Origin of the sequence: Bradyrhizobium liaoningense (genome assembly GCF_018130955.1) — a bacterium.
Taxonomy (GTDB): Bacteria; Pseudomonadota; Alphaproteobacteria; order Rhizobiales; family Xanthobacteraceae; genus Bradyrhizobium; species Bradyrhizobium liaoningense_C.
The window spans coordinates 58,989-76,023 of the sequence record NZ_JAFCJM010000025.1; the positions used below are offsets into that span (position 1 = coordinate 58,989).

The 17,035-nt window shown below is 63.5% G+C and carries 17 protein-coding genes; 7 read left to right on the forward strand and 10 right to left on the reverse strand.

The genetic code is table 11. The features are described 5' to 3' along the window. Nucleotides 1–38: 38 nt before the first annotated feature. Both JQ632_RS21170 and JQ632_RS21175 read right to left on the reverse strand, forming a co-directional pair. Complete coding sequence (locus JQ632_RS21170) at nucleotides 39–731, reverse strand: hypothetical protein (RefSeq protein ID WP_212404514.1); 693 nt, start codon at nucleotides 729–731, stop codon at nucleotides 39–41. 76 nt (nucleotides 732–807) lie between these two features. Next, a complete protein-coding gene (locus JQ632_RS21175; protein ID WP_212404515.1) occupies nucleotides 808–1,071 on the reverse strand; it encodes a hypothetical protein in 264 nt (87 codons plus the stop codon). A 286-nt stretch (nucleotides 1,072–1,357) separates the two neighbouring features. On the opposite strand from JQ632_RS21175, the gene JQ632_RS21180 reads away from it, so the two are divergent. Then, the gene (locus JQ632_RS21180; RefSeq protein WP_212404516.1) at nucleotides 1,358–2,101 is read left to right on the forward strand and encodes a C13 family peptidase; all 744 of its coding nucleotides are present in this window, start codon (nucleotides 1,358–1,360) and stop codon (nucleotides 2,099–2,101) included. 132 nt (nucleotides 2,102–2,233) lie between these two features. On the opposite strand, the gene JQ632_RS21185 is transcribed toward JQ632_RS21180, so the two are convergent. Both JQ632_RS21185 and JQ632_RS21190 read right to left on the reverse strand, forming a co-directional pair. Further along, nucleotides 2,234–2,920 carry an RlmE family RNA methyltransferase gene (locus tag JQ632_RS21185; protein WP_212404517.1) on the reverse strand — a complete coding sequence of 229 codons (687 nt, stop codon included), beginning with the start codon at nucleotides 2,918–2,920 and terminating at the stop codon, nucleotides 2,234–2,236. A gap of 1 nt (nucleotide 2,921) precedes the next feature. Continuing rightward, nucleotides 2,922–4,001 (reverse strand): Ppx/GppA phosphatase family protein, encoded by a 1,080-nt coding sequence (locus JQ632_RS21190; RefSeq protein ID WP_212404518.1) that lies wholly within the window; start codon nucleotides 3,999–4,001, stop codon nucleotides 2,922–2,924. Nucleotides 4,002–4,201: 200 nt separating this feature from the next. Here JQ632_RS21190 and JQ632_RS21195 point away from each other — a divergent pair, with 200 nt between their 5' ends. After that, nucleotides 4,202–6,571 carry a xanthine dehydrogenase family protein molybdopterin-binding subunit gene (locus JQ632_RS21195; RefSeq protein ID WP_212404519.1) on the forward strand — a complete coding sequence of 790 codons (2,370 nt, stop codon included), beginning with the start codon at nucleotides 4,202–4,204 and terminating at the stop codon, nucleotides 6,569–6,571. A gap of 196 nt (nucleotides 6,572–6,767) precedes the next feature. Here the strand turns inward: JQ632_RS21195 and JQ632_RS21200 are convergent, their stop codons facing one another. Further along, nucleotides 6,768–8,141, reverse strand: coding sequence for a PleD family two-component system response regulator (locus JQ632_RS21200; protein WP_212404520.1), 1,374 nt, complete (start codon nucleotides 8,139–8,141; stop codon nucleotides 6,768–6,770). Nucleotides 8,142–8,154: 13 nt separating this feature from the next. After that, the gene (locus JQ632_RS21205) at nucleotides 8,155–8,520 is read right to left on the reverse strand and encodes a response regulator (RefSeq protein ID WP_027523000.1); all 366 of its coding nucleotides are present in this window, start codon (nucleotides 8,518–8,520) and stop codon (nucleotides 8,155–8,157) included. Nucleotides 8,521–8,753: 233 nt separating this feature from the next. Here JQ632_RS21205 and JQ632_RS21210 point away from each other — a divergent pair, with 233 nt between their 5' ends. Together JQ632_RS21210 and JQ632_RS21215 are read left to right on the forward strand one after the other, a co-directional pair. After that, nucleotides 8,754–9,065 (forward strand): DUF3572 domain-containing protein, encoded by a 312-nt coding sequence (locus tag JQ632_RS21210; protein ID WP_212404521.1) that lies wholly within the window; start codon nucleotides 8,754–8,756, stop codon nucleotides 9,063–9,065. Next, nucleotides 9,062–10,354, forward strand: a complete 1,293-nt coding sequence (locus JQ632_RS21215) for a DNA polymerase IV (RefSeq protein WP_212404522.1) — start codon at nucleotides 9,062–9,064, stop codon at nucleotides 10,352–10,354. Before JQ632_RS21210 ends, JQ632_RS21215 begins: the two co-directional genes overlap by 4 nt. Before the next feature lie 81 nt (nucleotides 10,355–10,435). Here the strand turns inward: JQ632_RS21215 and JQ632_RS21220 are convergent, their stop codons facing one another. From JQ632_RS21220 to JQ632_RS21230, 3 genes are read right to left on the reverse strand one after another with little or no spacing between them, the layout of a single operon-like run. Then, a complete protein-coding gene (locus JQ632_RS21220) occupies nucleotides 10,436–11,224 on the reverse strand; it encodes a sulfite exporter TauE/SafE family protein (protein WP_212404523.1) in 789 nt (262 codons plus the stop codon). Further along, nucleotides 11,221–11,760 carry a rhodanese family protein gene (locus tag JQ632_RS21225; protein WP_312015639.1) on the reverse strand — a complete coding sequence of 180 codons (540 nt, stop codon included), beginning with the start codon at nucleotides 11,758–11,760 and terminating at the stop codon, nucleotides 11,221–11,223. Before JQ632_RS21225 ends, JQ632_RS21220 begins: the two co-directional genes overlap by 4 nt. Before the next feature lie 31 nt (nucleotides 11,761–11,791). Continuing rightward, on the reverse strand, nucleotides 11,792–12,130 hold the full coding sequence (locus JQ632_RS21230) for a helix-turn-helix transcriptional regulator (RefSeq protein ID WP_212404524.1): 339 nt from the start codon (nucleotides 12,128–12,130) through the stop codon (nucleotides 11,792–11,794). A gap of 92 nt (nucleotides 12,131–12,222) precedes the next feature. Between JQ632_RS21230 and JQ632_RS21235 the strand changes: the two genes are divergently transcribed. Beyond that, a complete protein-coding gene (locus tag JQ632_RS21235) occupies nucleotides 12,223–13,116 on the forward strand; it encodes an MBL fold metallo-hydrolase (RefSeq protein WP_212404525.1) in 894 nt (297 codons plus the stop codon). Nucleotides 13,117–13,264: 148 nt separating this feature from the next. Here the strand turns inward: JQ632_RS21235 and JQ632_RS21240 are convergent, their stop codons facing one another. After that, nucleotides 13,265–13,666, reverse strand: coding sequence for a RidA family protein (locus tag JQ632_RS21240; protein WP_212404526.1), 402 nt, complete (start codon nucleotides 13,664–13,666; stop codon nucleotides 13,265–13,267). A gap of 292 nt (nucleotides 13,667–13,958) precedes the next feature. Here JQ632_RS21240 and JQ632_RS21245 point away from each other — a divergent pair, with 292 nt between their 5' ends. Beyond that, nucleotides 13,959–15,590 (forward strand): NAD(P)/FAD-dependent oxidoreductase, encoded by a 1,632-nt coding sequence (locus JQ632_RS21245; RefSeq protein ID WP_212404527.1) that lies wholly within the window; start codon nucleotides 13,959–13,961, stop codon nucleotides 15,588–15,590. Nucleotides 15,591–15,666: 76 nt separating this feature from the next. Beyond that, nucleotides 15,667–16,860: a serine hydrolase gene (locus JQ632_RS21250; protein ID WP_212404528.1), complete on the forward strand. Its 1,194-nt coding sequence runs from the start codon at nucleotides 15,667–15,669 to the stop codon at nucleotides 16,858–16,860. Nucleotides 16,861–17,035 lie beyond the last annotated feature (175 nt).

The window sequence follows — 17,035 nt, forward strand, 5'->3', positions numbered from 1 at the left end:
GGGGGCGGCCAGGCGAATTTTGGGCTCGCTCCCGCCGCTCACTCCGGCACGACGGCTTTCGCGTTGTCACGCGAAAAAGCTGGCGGCACGTCGAACTTGCCGGTCTGCAAATCATATCGGCAGCGCCAGCCGTTCACGACAGCGGTCTGCGACGGTTTGCGCCGCTTGACGTCGGCATCCCCCGACAGGCCGATCACAAGATAGCGGTTCGCCGGCCAATCGACGCCGAGCTTGCGATAGTTGTCTTCAAACCCTTCCCACAGATAGGCCGCCTCGTGATACTCCGGCGCCTTCACAACCTTTCGCCACTCCGGCCTGGTCTTCATATAGGCCCAGGCGAGGTCACCGAGCGGCTTCTTGGTCGCGCTCGCATAGCCCTGTGGCGTGAAGCGATACAGATAGAGCGACTGCTCGCCCGAGCCGGTCTTTTGCAGGCGAACGATCCAGTTCTGGTCATTGGTGAAGACAAAGGCCGCAGCGTAGCCGGCAGGCTCCGGATCAAGCAGCGCGAACGTGCCCGCCCGGCGGGCCCAGAACAGCCATTTCCAGTCGTCGGTCTCCTGGTTCAGATATTGCTCGATCGTCGTCGCGCCGTCGGGCGATGTCTTGGTGTGCTTCTCTGCGATCGCGTAACCCGCGGGCGGAGCCGCCGGCTGCGCGGCGGTCGCCGCACTGCAGAAGCCGAGACTGGCGGCCACGAGCAGGCCGATCCAAAATGCCCTACGCTTCATCGTCCTGTTCCCTTGATCCGGTCACAGGATAAGTCGCGCATCTCCCGATCAAGTTCATCGCGGGATTAGCCGATGCTCAGGTGCCCGGCTGGTAGTATCCGAGGATCGTAGCCAGGAAGCACAGGACCGTGCCGCCCGCCGCCATCACCATCGTCATCCAGTAGCGGATCGGCATGGCGTCGCGCTGAAACACGAGGTCCGGCGTCCACCAGTCCCACCAATCCGTGTTGTACATCGTGATTTTTCGCTCGACCGCGCCGTACCACACCCTGCGGCCGCAGTAGATGCACGCCGCGAGCGCGACCATGCGATAACCGACCTCATAGATGAAGAAATGCATTCGGGCGTCCGGGGCCACACAGGCAATTGGTTGCCTGATCTTGGTGTGGCCGGATCGGGGGTTGGTTCAAATGTCGGGCTGGCCGGGACGACGGCGAAGTATGCGGCTACTTCTTCACCCCGCCCCCAACGCTCGGACGAGTCCGGCCGGCGTGGCGGTCAAGGGGGAGCGGCGAAGCATGAGCGCGGTCGGAGAGATAACATTGCGAGCCATGCAAATTCGCTGTAGTTCGCCTGTCTTCTATTGGGCCGCAGCTCTGTGGCGGCCATCTCGCAGCGGGGTATGCATGACCTCAGGGTCTTGGATCAGCCGGCTCGGCGCGCCGTTCGTCGCATTGATTTTGATCGTCGGGCTGGTTTCGCCGGTACGCGCTATTGAGGATGCCCGAAAGGTTGGCGTGGTGTCCTTTGGCCTTTTCGGCGATCAAGGCGTGTTTAGAGCCGAGGCGACTGGCGCCGCTCAGGTCGTAGCGGCCCGTTTTGAGACTGCCTCGATCGACCTACAGTACAATTCAAAGAAGGGCGGACATGCGACGATCGAGGCCCTGGCTAGCTCGTTGCAGATTGTGGCCAGCCGCCTAGATCCCGAGAAAGATGTTCTCTTTTTGATTCTCACCTCGCATGGCTCTCCCGATGGCCTTGCAATCAAGGCGGGGCGGCTCACGCAAACGCTTACGCCGTCCCGTCTCGCTGACATGCTCGCGAAAACGGGCGTGCGACACAAGGTAGTGGTCATCTCTGCCTGTTATTCTGGAGTTTTCATCCCACGCCTCGCGAATCCCGATGTGCTGGTCATCACCGCGGCCGATGCCCATCATTCTTCGTTCGGCTGTCAGGACAAGGCCAAGTGGACCTATTTCGGCGACGCTTTTTTCAACGTTGCGCTAAGGCAAGCGACAAGTGTGAGGGATGCGTTTCTCGACGCGAGCCTGCTCGTTCGGAGGCGGGAACGGCGAGAGCATTTCGAGCCGTCAAATCCTCAGATGGCAGGCGGTGAAAACGTGCTGCCATTGCTCGTTGAACGTCCTTGAATTGGCAAACTGCTGCCTGTGGTTACCGCGACGAGCGCAAGCGCTCGCGCGGTCCGGATCAGTCCGCGCTACCGGACAACGCTACGCATTGTCAGCAACTGCACTTGCCCGGGGCGGCTGCAGAGTGTGAAGCTACGCCTTCGCCTGCCCTCGAAACCCCGTCGCCAGCACGTAGCGCTCGGATGAATCCTGGCGGCTTGCGGCCGGCTTCACGTGACGCACGGTGGCAAAGTCGCGCTTGAGCTGGGCGAGCAGCTCGGCGTCGGCGCCGCTCTGGAACGTCTTGGCGAGAAAGGCGCCGCCGGGCTTAAGCACGTCGCAGGCAAACGCAGCGGCGGTCTCGACCAGGCCGACGATGCGGAGCTGGTCGGTCTTGCGGTGGCCTGTGGTGTTGGCGGCCATGTCGGACATCACGATGTCGGCGCCGCCGCCCAGCATGGCGGTGAGCTTCTCAGGCGCGTCATTGGCCATGAAGTCGAGCTGGGCGAAATCGACGCCGGGAATCTCCGGCATCTCCAACAGGTCGATCGCGACGACCTTGCCCTTGCCGTCCACAGAACCGACGCGCTTCGCCGCGATCTGGCTCCAGCCGCCGGGCGCGGCACCGAGATCGACCACAGCCATTCCCTGCTTCAGCAGATGATACTTGTCATCGATCTCAAGCAGCTTGAACGCCGCGCGCGAGCGATAGCCCGCCGCCTTGGCCTTCGCGACATAGGGATCGTTGAGCTGGCGCTCGAGCCAGAGCTTTGACGACAGCTTTCGCTTGCCGCCGGTCTTGACCTGGACGTGCAAGCGGCCGGTGGTGTCTTTCGCCATCTCACCAGCTCCTGAGCGCGCCGTCCTCGCGCATCATCTCGACCAGCATGCCTTCGCGCAGGCCCCGGTCGGCGACGCGCAGGCGCGGCAACGGAAAGGCGCGGCGGATTGCATCGAGAATCGCGCAGCCTGCCAGCACCAGATCGGCGCGCTCGACGCTGATGCAATTGTTGCCGGCACGTTCTTCGTAGCTCATGCCGAGCAGCCGGTTGATGGTCGCACTGATGTCGGCATCGTCCATCCAGATGCTGTCGATGCGCCGGCGGTCATAGCGCGCGAGGTTGAGATGGATGCCGGCGAGCGTCGTCACCGTACCCGATGTGCCCAACAGGTGCATGTCAGCGAGATCGCGGCCATGCTCCCCGGCAAAGGGTGCCACGTGGTTCGCGACCTCCTGCTCCATCTGCGCATAGATCGCCGGCGTCACGTCGCGGCCGCCAAACTGCTCGGCAAGCGTCACCACGCCCAGCGGGATCGACATCCAGGCTTTTATGCGCGGCTGCGGATTTTCGTCAGCGGGATCGCGCTCGATGCGGACCAGCTCGGTCGAGCCGCCGCCGATGTCGAAAAGGATCGCGCCGCGCCCTTTTGGGTCGACCAGCGGCGAGCAGCCGAGCACGGCGAGCGCCGCCTCGGTCTCGCGGTCGATCACCTCGAGCTCGATGCCGGTTTCGGCCGCGACCCGGCTGCGGAACCCTTCGGCGTTGGAGGCCGCGCGGCAGGCTTCCGTGGCGATCAGCCGTAGCCGCCGCGCCTTCCGCAGGTTGATCTTGTCGCGGCAGATGCTGAGCGCGGCGATGGCGCGCTCGATCGCGGCGTCGCTGATGCTGCCGGTCGCCGAAATGCCCTCGCCGAGCCGGATGATCCGCGAAAAGGAATCGACGACGCGAAAGCCGTCATGGGTCGGACAGGCGATCAGCAGCCTGCAGTTGTTGGTGCCGAGATCCAGCGCCGCATAGACGCCGGTTCCCGCCCCATTCGCTGAAGTCACCGGTTCGGCAGCCAGCGCTGCCGACACCATCGACCCCTGCGGCTCCCCGCGCGGCTGAGCGCCGTCGCGGAGCGGCATGTGGTCATTCATACAAACTGTCTTTCCACGGCCCCGAAAGGGCCGATCCGGAATTGATTATTCGCCGGAAACATTAGCAGCGCGGCAAGTCAGCGCAACAGGACCATGCCCTTTCGTCCGTTGTCCCGGGGGGATCGGTGCGTTATCTGGTTAAGGTCAGGTCCGTAAGACCCGCGCGCGACGCGCAAATGTCGGCTTTTTAGGTCATTTCCATGCAAGAACACACCAAATCGTCCTCGCTCGATAACGCTATTGCACTGCAAAAATATGGTGTCGGCCAGCCGGTCCGACGCAAGGAGGACGATACCCTGGTGCGCGGCAAGGGCCGCTATACCGACGATTTCAACCTGCCCGCCCAGGCCTATGCCTATGTCGTCCGCTCGACCCATGCCCATGGCGTGATCCGCGGCATCGACACCGCGGCCGCTAAGGCGATGCCGGGCGTGCTGGGCGTGTGGACTGGAACGGACCTCAACGCCGCTGGCTATGGCCCTTTCACCTGCGGCTTGCCGCTGAAGAGCCGCGACGGCACGCCGCTGCTCCAGACCAACCGCATGGCGCTGGCCGCCGACAAGGTCCGCTTCGTCGGCGACCCCGTCGCCTTCGTGGTGGCCGAAACGCTGGCGCAGGCGCGCGATGCGGCCGAAGCCGTCGCGGTCGATGTCGAGCCGTTGCCGGCGGTCACCGATCCGGAACAGGCCGCACAGCCCGGCGCGCCGCTGCTCTACGACCATATCCCGAACAACGTCGCGCTCGACTACCACTATGGCGACGTGGAAAAGGTGAACGCGGCCTTCGCCAGCGCCGCCCATGTGACCAAGCTAGACATCGAGAACACGCGCGTTGCCGTGGTGTCGATGGAGCCGCGCGTCGGGCTTGCGTCGTATGACAAGAAGACCGAGCGCTACACCATCCAGGTGCCGACGCAGGGCGTCGCCGGCAACCGCGCCAACCTCGCCAAGAACCTGAAAGTGCCGAACGAGAAGGTGCACCTGCTGACCGGCAATGTCGGCGGCTCCTTCGGCATGAAGAACATCAACTATCCCGAATATATGTGCATCCTGTTCGCCGCGAAGGAGCTCGGGCGCCCGGTGAAGTGGCTCGATGAGCGCTCGACCAGCTTCCTCTCCGACAGCCACGGCCGCGCGCAAAAAATCCATGCCGAGCTCGCGCTCGACGCCGAAGGACATTTCCTGGCGACGAAACTGTGTGGTTACGGCAATGTCGGCGCCTACATCACCGGCGTTGCGCCCGGGCCCCTCTCGCTCAACACCGGCAAGAACTTTTCCAGCGTCTATCGCACGCCGCTGATGGGCATTGACATCAAGGTGGTCCTCACCAACACCACGCTGATGGGCGCCTATCGCGGTGCCGGCCGACCCGAGGCGAACTACTATATGGAACGCCTGATCGACAAAGCCGCCGACGAGATGGGCATCAACCGGCTGACGCTGCGCAAGCGCAACTTCATCAAGCCGAACCAGATGCCGTTCCCCGCCTCCTCCGGCGTCACCTATGACAGCGGCGACTTCCAGGCCGTGTTCAACAAGGCGCTGGAGATCTCCGACTACGAGAGCTTTGCCAGGCGCAAGAAGGAGAGCAAGAAGGCCGGCAAGCTGCGCGGCATCGCCGTCGGCTCCTATCTCGAGGTTACCGCACCTCCCGGCGTCGAGCTCGGCAAGATCGTGTTCGATCCTGACGGTTCGGTACAGCTCGTCACCGGCACGCTCGACTACGGCCAGGGCCATGCCTCGGCCTTCGCGCAGGTGCTTTGCGCACAGCTCGGCGTCCCCTTCGAGAGCGTCAAGCTGGTGCAGGGCGACAGCGACATCGTGCACACCGGCAACGGCACCGGCGGCTCGCGCTCGATCACGGCCAGCGGCATGGCGATCGTGCAGGCCTCGAAACTCGTGATCGAGAAGGGCAAGCGCGCTGCGGCGCACATGCTCGAGGCGTCCGAAGCCGACATCGAATTCGCCGACGGCAGTTTCACCATCGCCGGCACCGACCGCAGCATCGACATCATGGAGCTCGCAAAACGCCTGCACGACGGCAAGGTGCCGGAGGGCGTGCCCGATACGCTCGACGTCGACCACACCACCGAGCCGGTGCCGTCGGCCTTCCCCAACGGCTGCCACGTCGCCGAGGTCGAGGTCGATCCGGACACCGGCGTGGTGCAGATCGTGCGCTATACCGGCGTCAACGATTTTGGCACGGTCATCAACCCGATGCTGGTCGCGGGCCAGCTCCATGGCGGCGTCGCGCAGGGTATCGGCCAAGCGCTGATGGAGCAGATCCAATATGACGAGAGCGGCCAGCCGGTCACCGGCTCGCTGCTCGACTACGCGCTGCCGCGCGCCGAGGATATCCCCGCAATGACGGTCGGCGACCATCCGGTGCCGGCCAAGAGCAATCCGCTGGGCACCAAGGGCTGCGGCGAAGCCGGCTGCGCCGGCAGCATGTCGACCGTGGTGAATGCCGTGCTCGACGCGCTCTCGGACTACGGCATCAAGCATCTCGACATGCCGTTGACGTCGGAACGTGTCTGGCGCGCGATCCAGGAGACCAAGGGCGCCGCGTAAGGCCGGGCGCCCTTTGCTGAGCGAGAGTCTGTCGCTGCTTCCACGCACACAACTGTCATCACCCGCGAAAGCGGGTGATCCAGTATTCCAGAGACAGCGAGAGTAGAGCCGAGAAGCCGCGGCGTACTGGATGCCCCGCCTGCGCGGAGCATGACAACGGAATCTGTGGCGGGCGCGTGCCCGTCCGTCAGCCGCATTACGCCGCCTGTGACACCACGCGATTGCGGCCGTCGTGCTTGGCGCGGTAGAGCGCGGTGTCGGCGCGCTTGAGGACGTCGGCGACCGCCTCGCCCTTCTGCTCCAGCGTCGTCAGCCCGATCGAGATCGTGACCTCGATCCGCTTGGTGCCCTTGTGGACGGCAAAGGGCTCGCCCGCGATCGAGCGGCGCAGGCGCTCGGCGACCATGCCGGCGACGTGCAGATCCGTCTCCGGCATCACGATGACGAACTCCTCGCCGCCGTATCGGCACGCGAGATCGATGCCGCGGATCGATTTTCGCACCCGCACGGCGAATTCGCGCAGCACGTCGTCGCCGGCGTCGTGGCCGTAATTGTCATTGATCGACTTGAAATAGTCGATGTCCAGAATCATCAGCGCGAGCGGCTTGCCGCGCGTCGAGGCCTGCTCGGCGAGCGTCGCCAGATGGCTCTCCATGTAGCGGCGGTTGTGCAGGCCGGTCAGCGCGTCGGTGATGGCAGCCTCGATCGAGTTCTGCACATTGTCGCGCAGATGATCGGTGTAGCGGCGGCGGCGAATTTGCGTGCGGGCGCGCGCCAAAAGCTCATTCTTGTCGACCGGGCGCAGGAGATAATCGTTGACGCCGATCTCGAGCCCGCGCAGCAGCCGCGTGCCGCTCTCGGCTTCGGCGACGGCGAGGATCGGCACGTGGCGCGTCCGCTCGAGCGAGCGCGCCTGGCTGCACAGCCGAAGCCCATCGAAATTGTTGAGGTCGAGCGAGACGATCAGCAGGTCGTAATTGCCCTCGGCGGCGTGGAACAGCGCCTCCGTCGGATTCGGCTCGACATCGACCGTGTGCTCGGACGCAAGCAACGTCGCCAGCCGCTCATAGGACGACTGCCGGTCGTCGACCAGCAGGATGCGCCCGCCCTTGCCGGTGTCGGTGACCGCGTTGCGCTCCGGCGCCTGCACCCCGATCTCGAGCGAAGTGATGGCGCGCATGCGCAGCTCGTCGGTCATCATCTTCAGCCGCGTCAGCGAACGCACGCGCGCGATCAGCACGACGTCGGACACGGGTTTTGTGAGGAAGTCGTCGGCACCCGCTTCCAAACCGCGCACGCGGTCGGCGGGACTGTCGAGCGCGGTCACCATCACGACGGGAATGTGGTGCGTCGCCGGATCGGACTTCAAGCGGCGGCAGACCTCAAAGCCGTCCATGTCGGGCATCATGACGTCGAGCAGGATGATGTCGCATTCGGCGCGGCGGGACATTGCCAGCGCCTCAGCGCCGTTCGACGCCGTCATCACATCGAAATATTCGGCCGAGAGACGGGCTTCCAAAAGCTTGACGTTGGCAGGGACGTCATCGACGACGAGGATACGCGCGGACACTGCAATTGACTCCCTACCCGATAAAACGCCGGACCGTCTCAATGAACTTGCCGACTGAAATCGGCTTGGAAAGATAAGCCTCGCAGCCGCCCTCGCGGATGCGTTCTTCGTCGCCTTTCATCGCGAAGGCCGTGACCGCGACGACGGGAATGTTGCGCAGTTCCGGATCGTCCTTGATCCAGCGCGTCACCTCCAGACCCGAGACCTGCGGCAACTGGATGTCCATCAGGACGAGGTCGGGACGCATCTTGCGAACGAGATCGAGCGCCTCGTAGCCATTGCTGGTGCCCGAGGTCTGGTAGCCATGCGCCTCCAACAGGTCGCGGAAGAGCTTCATGTTGAGCTCGTTGTCTTCCACGATCAGGACGGTCTTAGCCATCCCGCAACTCCCCACTTCCAGGAGATCTGTTTGACATCTGCGGCGCCTCAGGCGCCTCTCGATGGCGCTTCGAAAACTGGATTCAAACTAGCTCCAGATTCGCTCTAGTTTCGTTAAACCCGAGGCCCAACTTTCTGCGATTGGTTGCCGCTTGCTTGTCTGGCCTTGCGAGACTCGGGCATGATGATTCTCAAAGTAGACACTGAAAGTTAACGGAAAGGCAAACCGCCCCCTTGAAAAAGCCTGTTCAAAACCCCCGCGAAGTCGCTGAAATCGTTGCGATTCAGGCCCTGTCTTTCGTTGCGGGCGAGCCTGAAAGGCTGGGCCTGTTCCTGGCTGAGACAGGCATTGGCCCGGAGACCCTGCGCAGCGCCGCCAGCGACCCGAATTTCCTGATCAGCGTGCTCGATTTCGTGCTGCGCGACGATGCCACGGTGAAGGCTTTTGCGAGTGTTTCGCAACTCCATCCGACCAACATCGCCGCCGCCCGGCAAGTTCTCGGAGACGCGCTGGGCGACCCGCACTGGGAGCGCGACGCGCCGTGAGCGCCGCCGATCCGGCCGGACCTGCCTGCTTCTGCCGGGACTGTCTCGCCGATCTCGATGTGGCGGCGCGGCGCTGCACGAGGTGCGGTTCCCCTCGCCTCGTCCGCCACCGCACGCTCGCCGCGCTCACCATCGCCCATATCGACTGCGACGCGTTCTACGCGACCGTGGAGAAGCGCGACAATCCTGATATCGCCGACAAGCCGGTCATCATCGGCGGCGGAAAGCGCGGCGTGGTCTCGGCCGCCTGCTACATCGCGCGCACTTTTGGCGTGCGCTCGGCGATGCCGATGTATAGGGCGCTCGAAGCGTGCCCGCACGCGACCGTCATCCCGCCCGACATGGCAAAATACGTTCGCGTCGGCCGCGAGGTGCGCCACGCCATGCAGGCGCTGACGCCGCTGGTCGAGCCGCTGTCGATCGACGAGGCGTTCCTCGATCTCTCCGGCACCGAGCGCGTCCACGGCATGATCCCGGCCAAGGTGCTGGCGCGCTTTGCCCGCGACGTCGAGCGCGACATCGGCATCACCGTCTCGGTCGGACTCTCCTGCAACAAGTTTTTGGCAAAGATCGCCTCCGACCTCGACAAGCCGCGCGGCTTTGCCACGCTCGACCAGGAGGAAGCGCGCACGATGCTGGCCGACAAGCCGGTCGGCTTCATTTTCGGCGTGGGCCCCGCCACGCAGGAGCGGCTGGTTCAGCGCGGCTTCCGCACCATCGCCGATCTGCAAAGGGCCGACGAGATCGAGCTGATGCGGCAGTTCCCGAGCGACGGCCGCAGGCTGTGGCGGCTCGCGCGCGGCATCGACGACCGCACCGTGGTGCCGGATCGCGGCGCCAAGACCATTTCCAGCGAAACCACGTTCGAGAGCGACATCCGCGATTTCGCGACGCTTGAGAAGATTTTGTGGCGCCTGTGCGAGAAGACATCCTCGCGGCTGAAGACCAGCGAGCTCGCCGGCTCCACCGTTACGCTGAAGCTGAAGACCGCGGATTTCCGCCAGCGCACCCGATCGCAATCGATCACGGCGCCGACGCAGCTCGCGGCAAAGATCTTTTCGATCTGCCGGGAGATGCTGACGAAGGAGATCGACGGCACCGCCTTCCGCCTGATGGGCGCCGGCGTCAGCGCGCTGCGTGCAGGCTCGGCCGACGACGACACCGACATGCTCGACCGCCGCGCGGCGCATGCCGAGCGCGCGATCGACGATCTGCGCAAGAAGTTCGGCAAGGCCGCCGTGATCCGCGGCATCGCCTATGACGGGCCGGAGAAGGACGCGGAGGAGTGATGGCGAGGATTGCGGCGGCACCAGCCTGGATTGCAGGCGCCAACGCCGGTTGGGCGGCGAAGCCTCCGCAAGACTTCCGCGTCAGGAGGCGCTCAGCGATCTTATGACCACGTAGAGGCCGACCGTGACGACGGTACCGGAAAAGATGCGTGAGAGCGCATGCTTATGAACCGCGAGACGACGGGCCAGACGAGTGCCGACGAATCCGCCGAGCATTCCACCTGCGATGAACAATCCGGCCAGCGGCCAGTCGACGAGGCCCGACCAGGCATAGCTGACCGAAGTGGTCAATCCCAGGACCGTGACGGAGACCAGCGAGGAGCCAATCGCATTGATCAGCGGCATGGCCGTCGCACCGATCAGTCCCGGCACGATCAGGAAGCCGCCACCGATGCCAAAAAAACCGGACAGCGCGCCAACGGCAAGGCCAATGCCGATCAGCGACGGCAGCATCTGCGGCATGGTTTCTCGCCTCAGTCTCACATCCGGGTCGCCACCGGATTTGCGCGGCCGCAGCATGAGGAGGCCAATGGCAACCATGAGCAGTCCGAACAGAGTGAGCAGGCGGGCTCCATCCACCATCTTGCCGAGTTGCGCGCCGATCGTGGCGCCAGCCATTCCCGCGATCGCAAATGTTACCGCGCAAGGCCATTTCACGGTCTGCGCCCGCGCATGGCCGACGAGATTAGCCGCAGCGCTGACCGCGACGGCGATCGCACTGGTGCCGATGGCAACATGCGGAGACGGCACGCCCACCACGTAGACTAGCAGCGGCACCGCCAAAATCGAACCGCCGCCACCGACGAGGCCGAGAACAAAGCCAACCACCCCGCCGGACCCCACGGCCAGTAGATCGTGAGGAAGTGTCATCGCACCGGCACTCGCTCGGGTCGGTTCCAGGGCATCACGGAGAGCAATCGCGCCATCCCGCAAAAACCGGTAGTGCCGGCCAGGATCAAACCCGCCCCGACCATTCCAGACAGAACGTAGAAGCTGGGCGCAAGCAATGCACCAAGCACGGTCCCCAACAGCACGAGGCCACCAGCAGCGATTTGAACCTGTCTCATAATGTCGATCGGCCGGCGCCGATCGAGAGTCACCGGCAGTCCGGCTTTCCTCCAGGCATCGACGCCACCTTCAAGAAGGTACGCCTCGCAATTGCGTGATGCGGCGGATAGCCTGTCGGCGTTGCTCTTGGTGCGCATGCCCGAGCGGCAATGATAGATCAGCACATTGTCGTCCGCGTGGACCGGGCTTTCGGCATCCAACCGGCTCAACGCATGATGACGTGCGCCGGCGATGCGCTCGCGTGCGTGTTCGTCCGCTTCACGAATATCGATCAGCGCCGCGCCCTTGCGGACAAGCTCGGCGGCGCGCGCCGGTGAAACGGTCGGGAGATCAATCACGGCCTTGTTCCTTCTTTCGGCTGTAGGCCCGTCACGGGCAGTAGATGTCCGTGAGCAGCGCAAGCAGGCGTTCGGCGTTCCGGTCAGCGATACGGTAAAACACCGTTTGCGCTTCGCGCCGCGCGGCAACCAGACCGTCTTCGCGCATCTTGGCCAGATGTTGGGAGAGAGCCGACTGGCTGAGTTCCACTGCCTCGGCCAGATCGCCAACCGACATTTCGCCTGCGATCACCAGCCGGCAAAGGATCAGCAGACGGTTTTCGTTGGCGAGCAGCTTGAGCAGGCGGGCGGCCTCACCAGCCTTGCGCACAAGTTGGTCGATGCCGATATCGCCGCCAACTTTCGATCGCCGAACCGACTGCACGGGCATAGCGGAGCACCTCTTTAAATTAGACATTGCTAAATTAGATACCGCTAATATATAAGTCAAGTCCGAGATCGAGAGAAACGACGGAGTGTGCAATGGATGCGATCGCCAAACCCGACATTCGGGCGTTTTTTGACGAGCCGACCAACACGGTGAGCTATCTCGTGTGGGATCCCGTAACCAATGAAGGCGCGGTCATCGATCCCGTGCTCAACTTCGATCATCGCAGCGGCGAGGCAACCGTGACCTCGGCCGACGCCATTCTGGCCGAGGCCAAAGAGCGCGGCGTCAAGATCGGACTGGTGCTGGAAACCCATGCCCATGCCGACCATCTTTCCGGCGCGCCCTATATCAAGCTCAAGACCGGTGCGAAGGTCGCGATCGGCGAGCACATCAAGGATGTGCAGCGCATCTTCCGCCCGGTGTTCAACGCAATCGACGTTTCGGGCGACGGCTCAGAGTTCGATCATCTGTTCAAGCACGGCGAGCGCTTCAGGATCGGCAATCTCGAAGCCGAGGTCATTTATACGCCCGGCCACACGCCGGCCTGCGTCTCTTACAAGATCGGCGATGCGGTCTTCGTTGGCGACACGCTGTTCATGCCCGACTATGGCACCGCGCGGGCCGACTTCCCGGGTGGAAATGCTCATGAGCTCTATCGCTCGATCCGTCGCATTCTGTCGCTACCGCCGGAGACACGATTGTTCATGTGCCACGACTACAAGGCGCCGGGCCGAGATCAATACGCCTGGGAAACGTCGGTAGGCGAGGAAAAGGCAAGGAACGTGCATGTGCGCGAGGGCGTCTCAGAAGACGAATTCGTGAAGATGCGCGAAGCGCGCGATGCGACATTGGCAGCGCCGCTGCTATTGCTGCCGTCCGTTCAGGTCAACATACGTGCCGGCAAGCTTCCTCCAGCGGAGTCCGACGGTGTGCACTATCTCAAGATACCGGTGAAGCTGGCCTCGCAGCACGGACAACGATGCTGACGACGACCGCATCCTCTGTCGCCAGCGATACCCATCGGATCGTGCCGGTGGAATCGATAGTGCTCAGCGACGCGATCAGCGGGGCTCGCCGCGAGGACGGGTTTCGCAAGAGCTCCACCCATCTGCAAACATCCCCCGCAGGCTCACATCAATCCACCACGGCCACAGCCTCGATCTCGATCAGCCATTCCGGCGCGGCGAGCGCTGTGACGCCGACGAGCGTGCTTGCGGGCGGGGTCATGCCTTCGAAGAACACGCCGCGGGCCTTGCCGATGATGGGACGCAGCTCGGGCTTGTAGCCGACGACGAAGGTCGTGATCTTGACGATGTTGGCGTAGGTCGCACCGGCAGCGGCGAGCGCGGCGCCGATATTGTGCATCACCTGTGTGGTCTGGGCTGCTAGATCGCCTTCGCCGACGACCCTGCCCTCCTCGTCGGTCGACACTTGGCCTGCGATGTAGATCGTGCGACCACCGGAGGCGACGACGACATGGGAATAGGCGGGATTGTGGTGAAGCTCGCTCGGACGGAGATGTTCGATCTTGGGCATGGGTGCCGCCTCCCTGACGTTTGTTGATTGTGGGGGATCGTAACCGGGAGCGGCGCGTCGGGCCAGTGCTCACCCAAGCGCGCGGCCGCGTCGCCGTCTCGACCGAATTTCGATCTCGCCGCAGTCAGCCAGTTCGAATTTCGAACCCGAGGACCCCCGGTCGTCAAACAACAAACCCAATCAACGCAAGCGCTTAACGCCTCATGCCCGAGCTGGCACACAATCTGCGTTTCCCGATCGCATCTCGCGCCTCGCGGCGGGAGGAGGACAAGATCCAAATTAGGAGGGATGCATGAGTGGGACGACCAACGGCGCGCGTCAGCCGGAACGCTTCGACGCTGTGGTGATCGGTACGGGAGTTGCGGGCCTCTACCAGCTCTACAAGCTGCGCGACGAACAGGGCCTCAAGGTCAAGGCCGTCGATACGGCCACCGGCGTCGGCGGCACCTGGTACTGGAATCGCTATCCGGGAGCACGCTTCGACTCCGAGGCCTATATCTACCAGTACCTGTTCTCGGAGGAACTCTACAAAGGCTGGAGCTGGAGCGAGCGCTTCCCCGGCCAGCCCGAGATCGAAAAGTGGCTCAACTACGTCGCCGACAAGCTCGACCTGCGCAAGGACATCCGCTTCAGTACGACAGTCAAGAGCGCTGTCTTCAACGAGGCAACCCAGCGCTGGACGATCACGACCGACAAGGGCGACACGATCGACGCGCAGTTCCTCATCACCTGCTGCGGCATGCTGTCGGCGCCGCTGACGTCGGTCTTTCCCGGACAGGAGACGTTCAAGGGGACGCTGGTCCACACCGGCCGCTATCCGAAGGAGAAGCTCGATCTCGCCGGCAAGAGCGTCGCCGTCGTCGGCAATGGCGCCACCGGCATCCAGGTGATCCAGACCATCGCCGGCGAGGTCGGCAGCCTCAAGGTGTTCGTGCGCACGCCGCAATACATCATTCCGATGAAGAACCCGAAATACGGACCGAAGGAGGTCGAGGCCTACAAGGCGCGGTTCGAGGAATTCCGGAAAGTTCTGCCCCACTCGTTCACCGGCTTCGAATACGACTTCACCAACGGCGCCTGGAAGGATCTGACACCGGACCAGCGTCACGCTGTTCTGGAGAAGATCTGGGATGAAGGCTCGCTGCGGCTGTGGCTCGCCTCCTTTGTCGAGATGTTCTTCGAGGAGAACGTCAGCGAGGAGATCTCCGAGTTCGTCCGCAAGAAGATGCGCGCGCGCCTGAAGGACCCAAAACTCTGCGAGGCGCTGATCCCGACCGATTACGGCTTCGGCACGCATCGCGTCCCGCTCGAGACCAACTACCTGGAGGCTTTCCTTCAGCCGAATGTCGAGCTGGTCAGCGTGAAGAACAACCCGATCAAGCGGATCACGCCTACGGGCATCGAACTCACCGATGGAACGTCGTATGCGCTTGACGTGATCATCCTGGCCACCGGCTTCGACGCCGGCTCCGGTGCGTTGACGCGCATCGACATCCGTGGCCGCGACGGCCGCTCGCTCAAGGACGAGTGGAGCCGCGACATCCGCACCACGATGGGCCTTCAGGTCCACGGCTACCCGAACCTGTTCACGACCGGCGCGCCGCTAGCGCCGTCGACGGCGCTCTGCAACATGACGACCTGCCTTCAGCAGCAGGTCGAGTGGATCAGCGATTGCATCGCCTATCTCAAGAAGAACCAGTTGAACGTCATCGAGCCGACCAAGGCGACGCAGGATGCCTGGGTCGCACATCACGATGAGGTCGCGAACACGACCCTCGTGACGAAGACTCACTCCTGGTACATGGGCTCGAACGTCGAGGGCAAGCCGCGCCGTCTGCTTTCCTATATCGGCGGCGTCGGGACCTATCGCCAGAAGTGCGATGAGGTCGCCTCCTCGGCCTATCCCGGCTTTGCCAAGCAGTGAACGCACACGGGGCCGCGCAACCCTTTGGTGGGCGCGGCCCTTCATCCCGCATCTATCAGACAATTCGGAGCAACACATGACCAAGGAATTCAAGGCGGCGGCCGACGCCATTCTCCATGAGACCGTCACGACGGGCCAGGGCGTCCCGGGCGTGGTGGCGATGGTGACCGATCGCAACGGCAACATCTACGAGGGGGCCGTCGGCAAGCGGCGCACCGACCAGTCGGCACCGATGACGACGGACAGCAGCTTTGCCATTTTCTCGACGACCAAGGCGATCACCGGCACGGCCGCGCTGCAACTGATCGAGGAAGGCAAGCTCGACATCGATGCTCCCGCGAGGAAGTACGCACCTGACATCGGCAAGCTCCAGGTGATCGACGGCTTCGACGCCAAGGGCCAGCCAAAACTTCGCGCGCCGAAGCGTGACATCACCACGCGCATGCTGCTGCTGCACACCGGCGGATTCGGCTACGACTTCTTCAACGAGAATTATCTGCGCCTGGCGACCGAGCACGGACAGCCGAGCGTGATCACCTCGTCGAAGGCCGCGCTCATGACGCCGCTGCTGTTCGATCCCGGCTCGAAATGGGAGTACGGAACGAACATCGATTGGGTCGGACAGGTCGTCGAGGGCATCACCGGCAAGCGGCTCGGCGAGGTCTTTGCCGAGCGCATCTTCAAGCCGCTCGGCATGAGCGACACCACATTCGAGATCAACGCTGCCGTGCGCGGCAAGCTTGCCGGCGTTCACGCGCGCAACGCCGACGGCTCGCTGACCCCGATGGACTTCGAATTGCCTGCGAATCCGGAGGTCCATATGGGAGGCCACGGCCTCTACAGCACGGTCAGCGACTACATGCGCTTCATCCGCATGTGGCTCAACGACGGCGCAGGTCCCCATGGCCGGGTCTTGAAGCCGGAGACCGTGAAGATGGCCGAGAAGAACCAGCTCGGCGATCTGAAGGTGACGGCGTTGCCGGGCGTCATCAAGTCGCTCTCGAACGATGCGGAGTTCTTCCCGGGCCTGTCAAAATCCTGGGCGTTCACCTTCATGGTCAACGATGAGAAGGCTCCGACGGGCCGGCCGGCCGGTGCGCTCGGCTGGGCGGGATTGGCGAACCTGTTCTACTGGATCGACCGGCAGAACGGCTTTGGCGGCTATTGGGCAACCCAGATCCTGCCCTTTGCTGATGTGGCTTCGTTTACCGGCTATATGCGGTTCGAGACTGCGTTCTACGACAGCCTGAGCCACCGCAAGGCCGCCTAAAGCGCGATGAGATTTGGATGAATCGTCATCGCGCTTTAGGTCTTTGTTTGAGCATGATCTTGCCGGAAAACCGCTTCACACTTTTCCGGATCATGCTCTAGATTCCGCCGTCTTGAACACTTCGGTCCGCCTTCAACCGCCGCATTTTGCAGTGCGGCCGGAGGCGGACCGGGGT

Coding starts and splice junctions, on each gene's coding strand:
- JQ632_RS21245 (WP_212404527.1), top strand. CDS start 13,959: ATGAGTGGGACGACCAACGGCGCGCGTCAGCCGGAACGCTTCGACGCT.
- JQ632_RS21235 (WP_212404525.1), top strand. CDS start 12,223: ATGGATGCGATCGCCAAACCCGACATTCGGGCGTTTTTTGACGAGCCG.
- JQ632_RS21250 (WP_212404528.1), top strand. CDS start 15,667: ATGACCAAGGAATTCAAGGCGGCGGCCGACGCCATTCTCCATGAGACC.
- JQ632_RS21195 (WP_212404519.1), top strand. CDS start 4,202: ATGCAAGAACACACCAAATCGTCCTCGCTCGATAACGCTATTGCACTG.
- JQ632_RS21240 (WP_212404526.1), bottom strand. CDS start 13,666: ATGCCCAAGATCGAACATCTCCGTCCGAGCGAGCTTCACCACAATCCC.
- JQ632_RS21175 (WP_212404515.1), bottom strand. CDS start 1,071: ATGCATTTCTTCATCTATGAGGTCGGTTATCGCATGGTCGCGCTCGCG.
- JQ632_RS21190 (WP_212404518.1), bottom strand. CDS start 4,001: ATGAATGACCACATGCCGCTCCGCGACGGCGCTCAGCCGCGCGGGGAG.
- JQ632_RS21180 (WP_212404516.1), top strand. CDS start 1,358: ATGACCTCAGGGTCTTGGATCAGCCGGCTCGGCGCGCCGTTCGTCGCA.
- JQ632_RS21220 (WP_212404523.1), bottom strand. CDS start 11,224: ATGACACTTCCTCACGATCTACTGGCCGTGGGGTCCGGCGGGGTGGTT.
- JQ632_RS21205 (WP_027523000.1), bottom strand. CDS start 8,520: ATGGCTAAGACCGTCCTGATCGTGGAAGACAACGAGCTCAACATGAAG.
- JQ632_RS21230 (WP_212404524.1), bottom strand. CDS start 12,130: ATGCCCGTGCAGTCGGTTCGGCGATCGAAAGTTGGCGGCGATATCGGC.
- JQ632_RS21170 (WP_212404514.1), bottom strand. CDS start 731: ATGAAGCGTAGGGCATTTTGGATCGGCCTGCTCGTGGCCGCCAGTCTC.
- JQ632_RS21185 (WP_212404517.1), bottom strand. CDS start 2,920: ATGGCGAAAGACACCACCGGCCGCTTGCACGTCCAGGTCAAGACCGGC.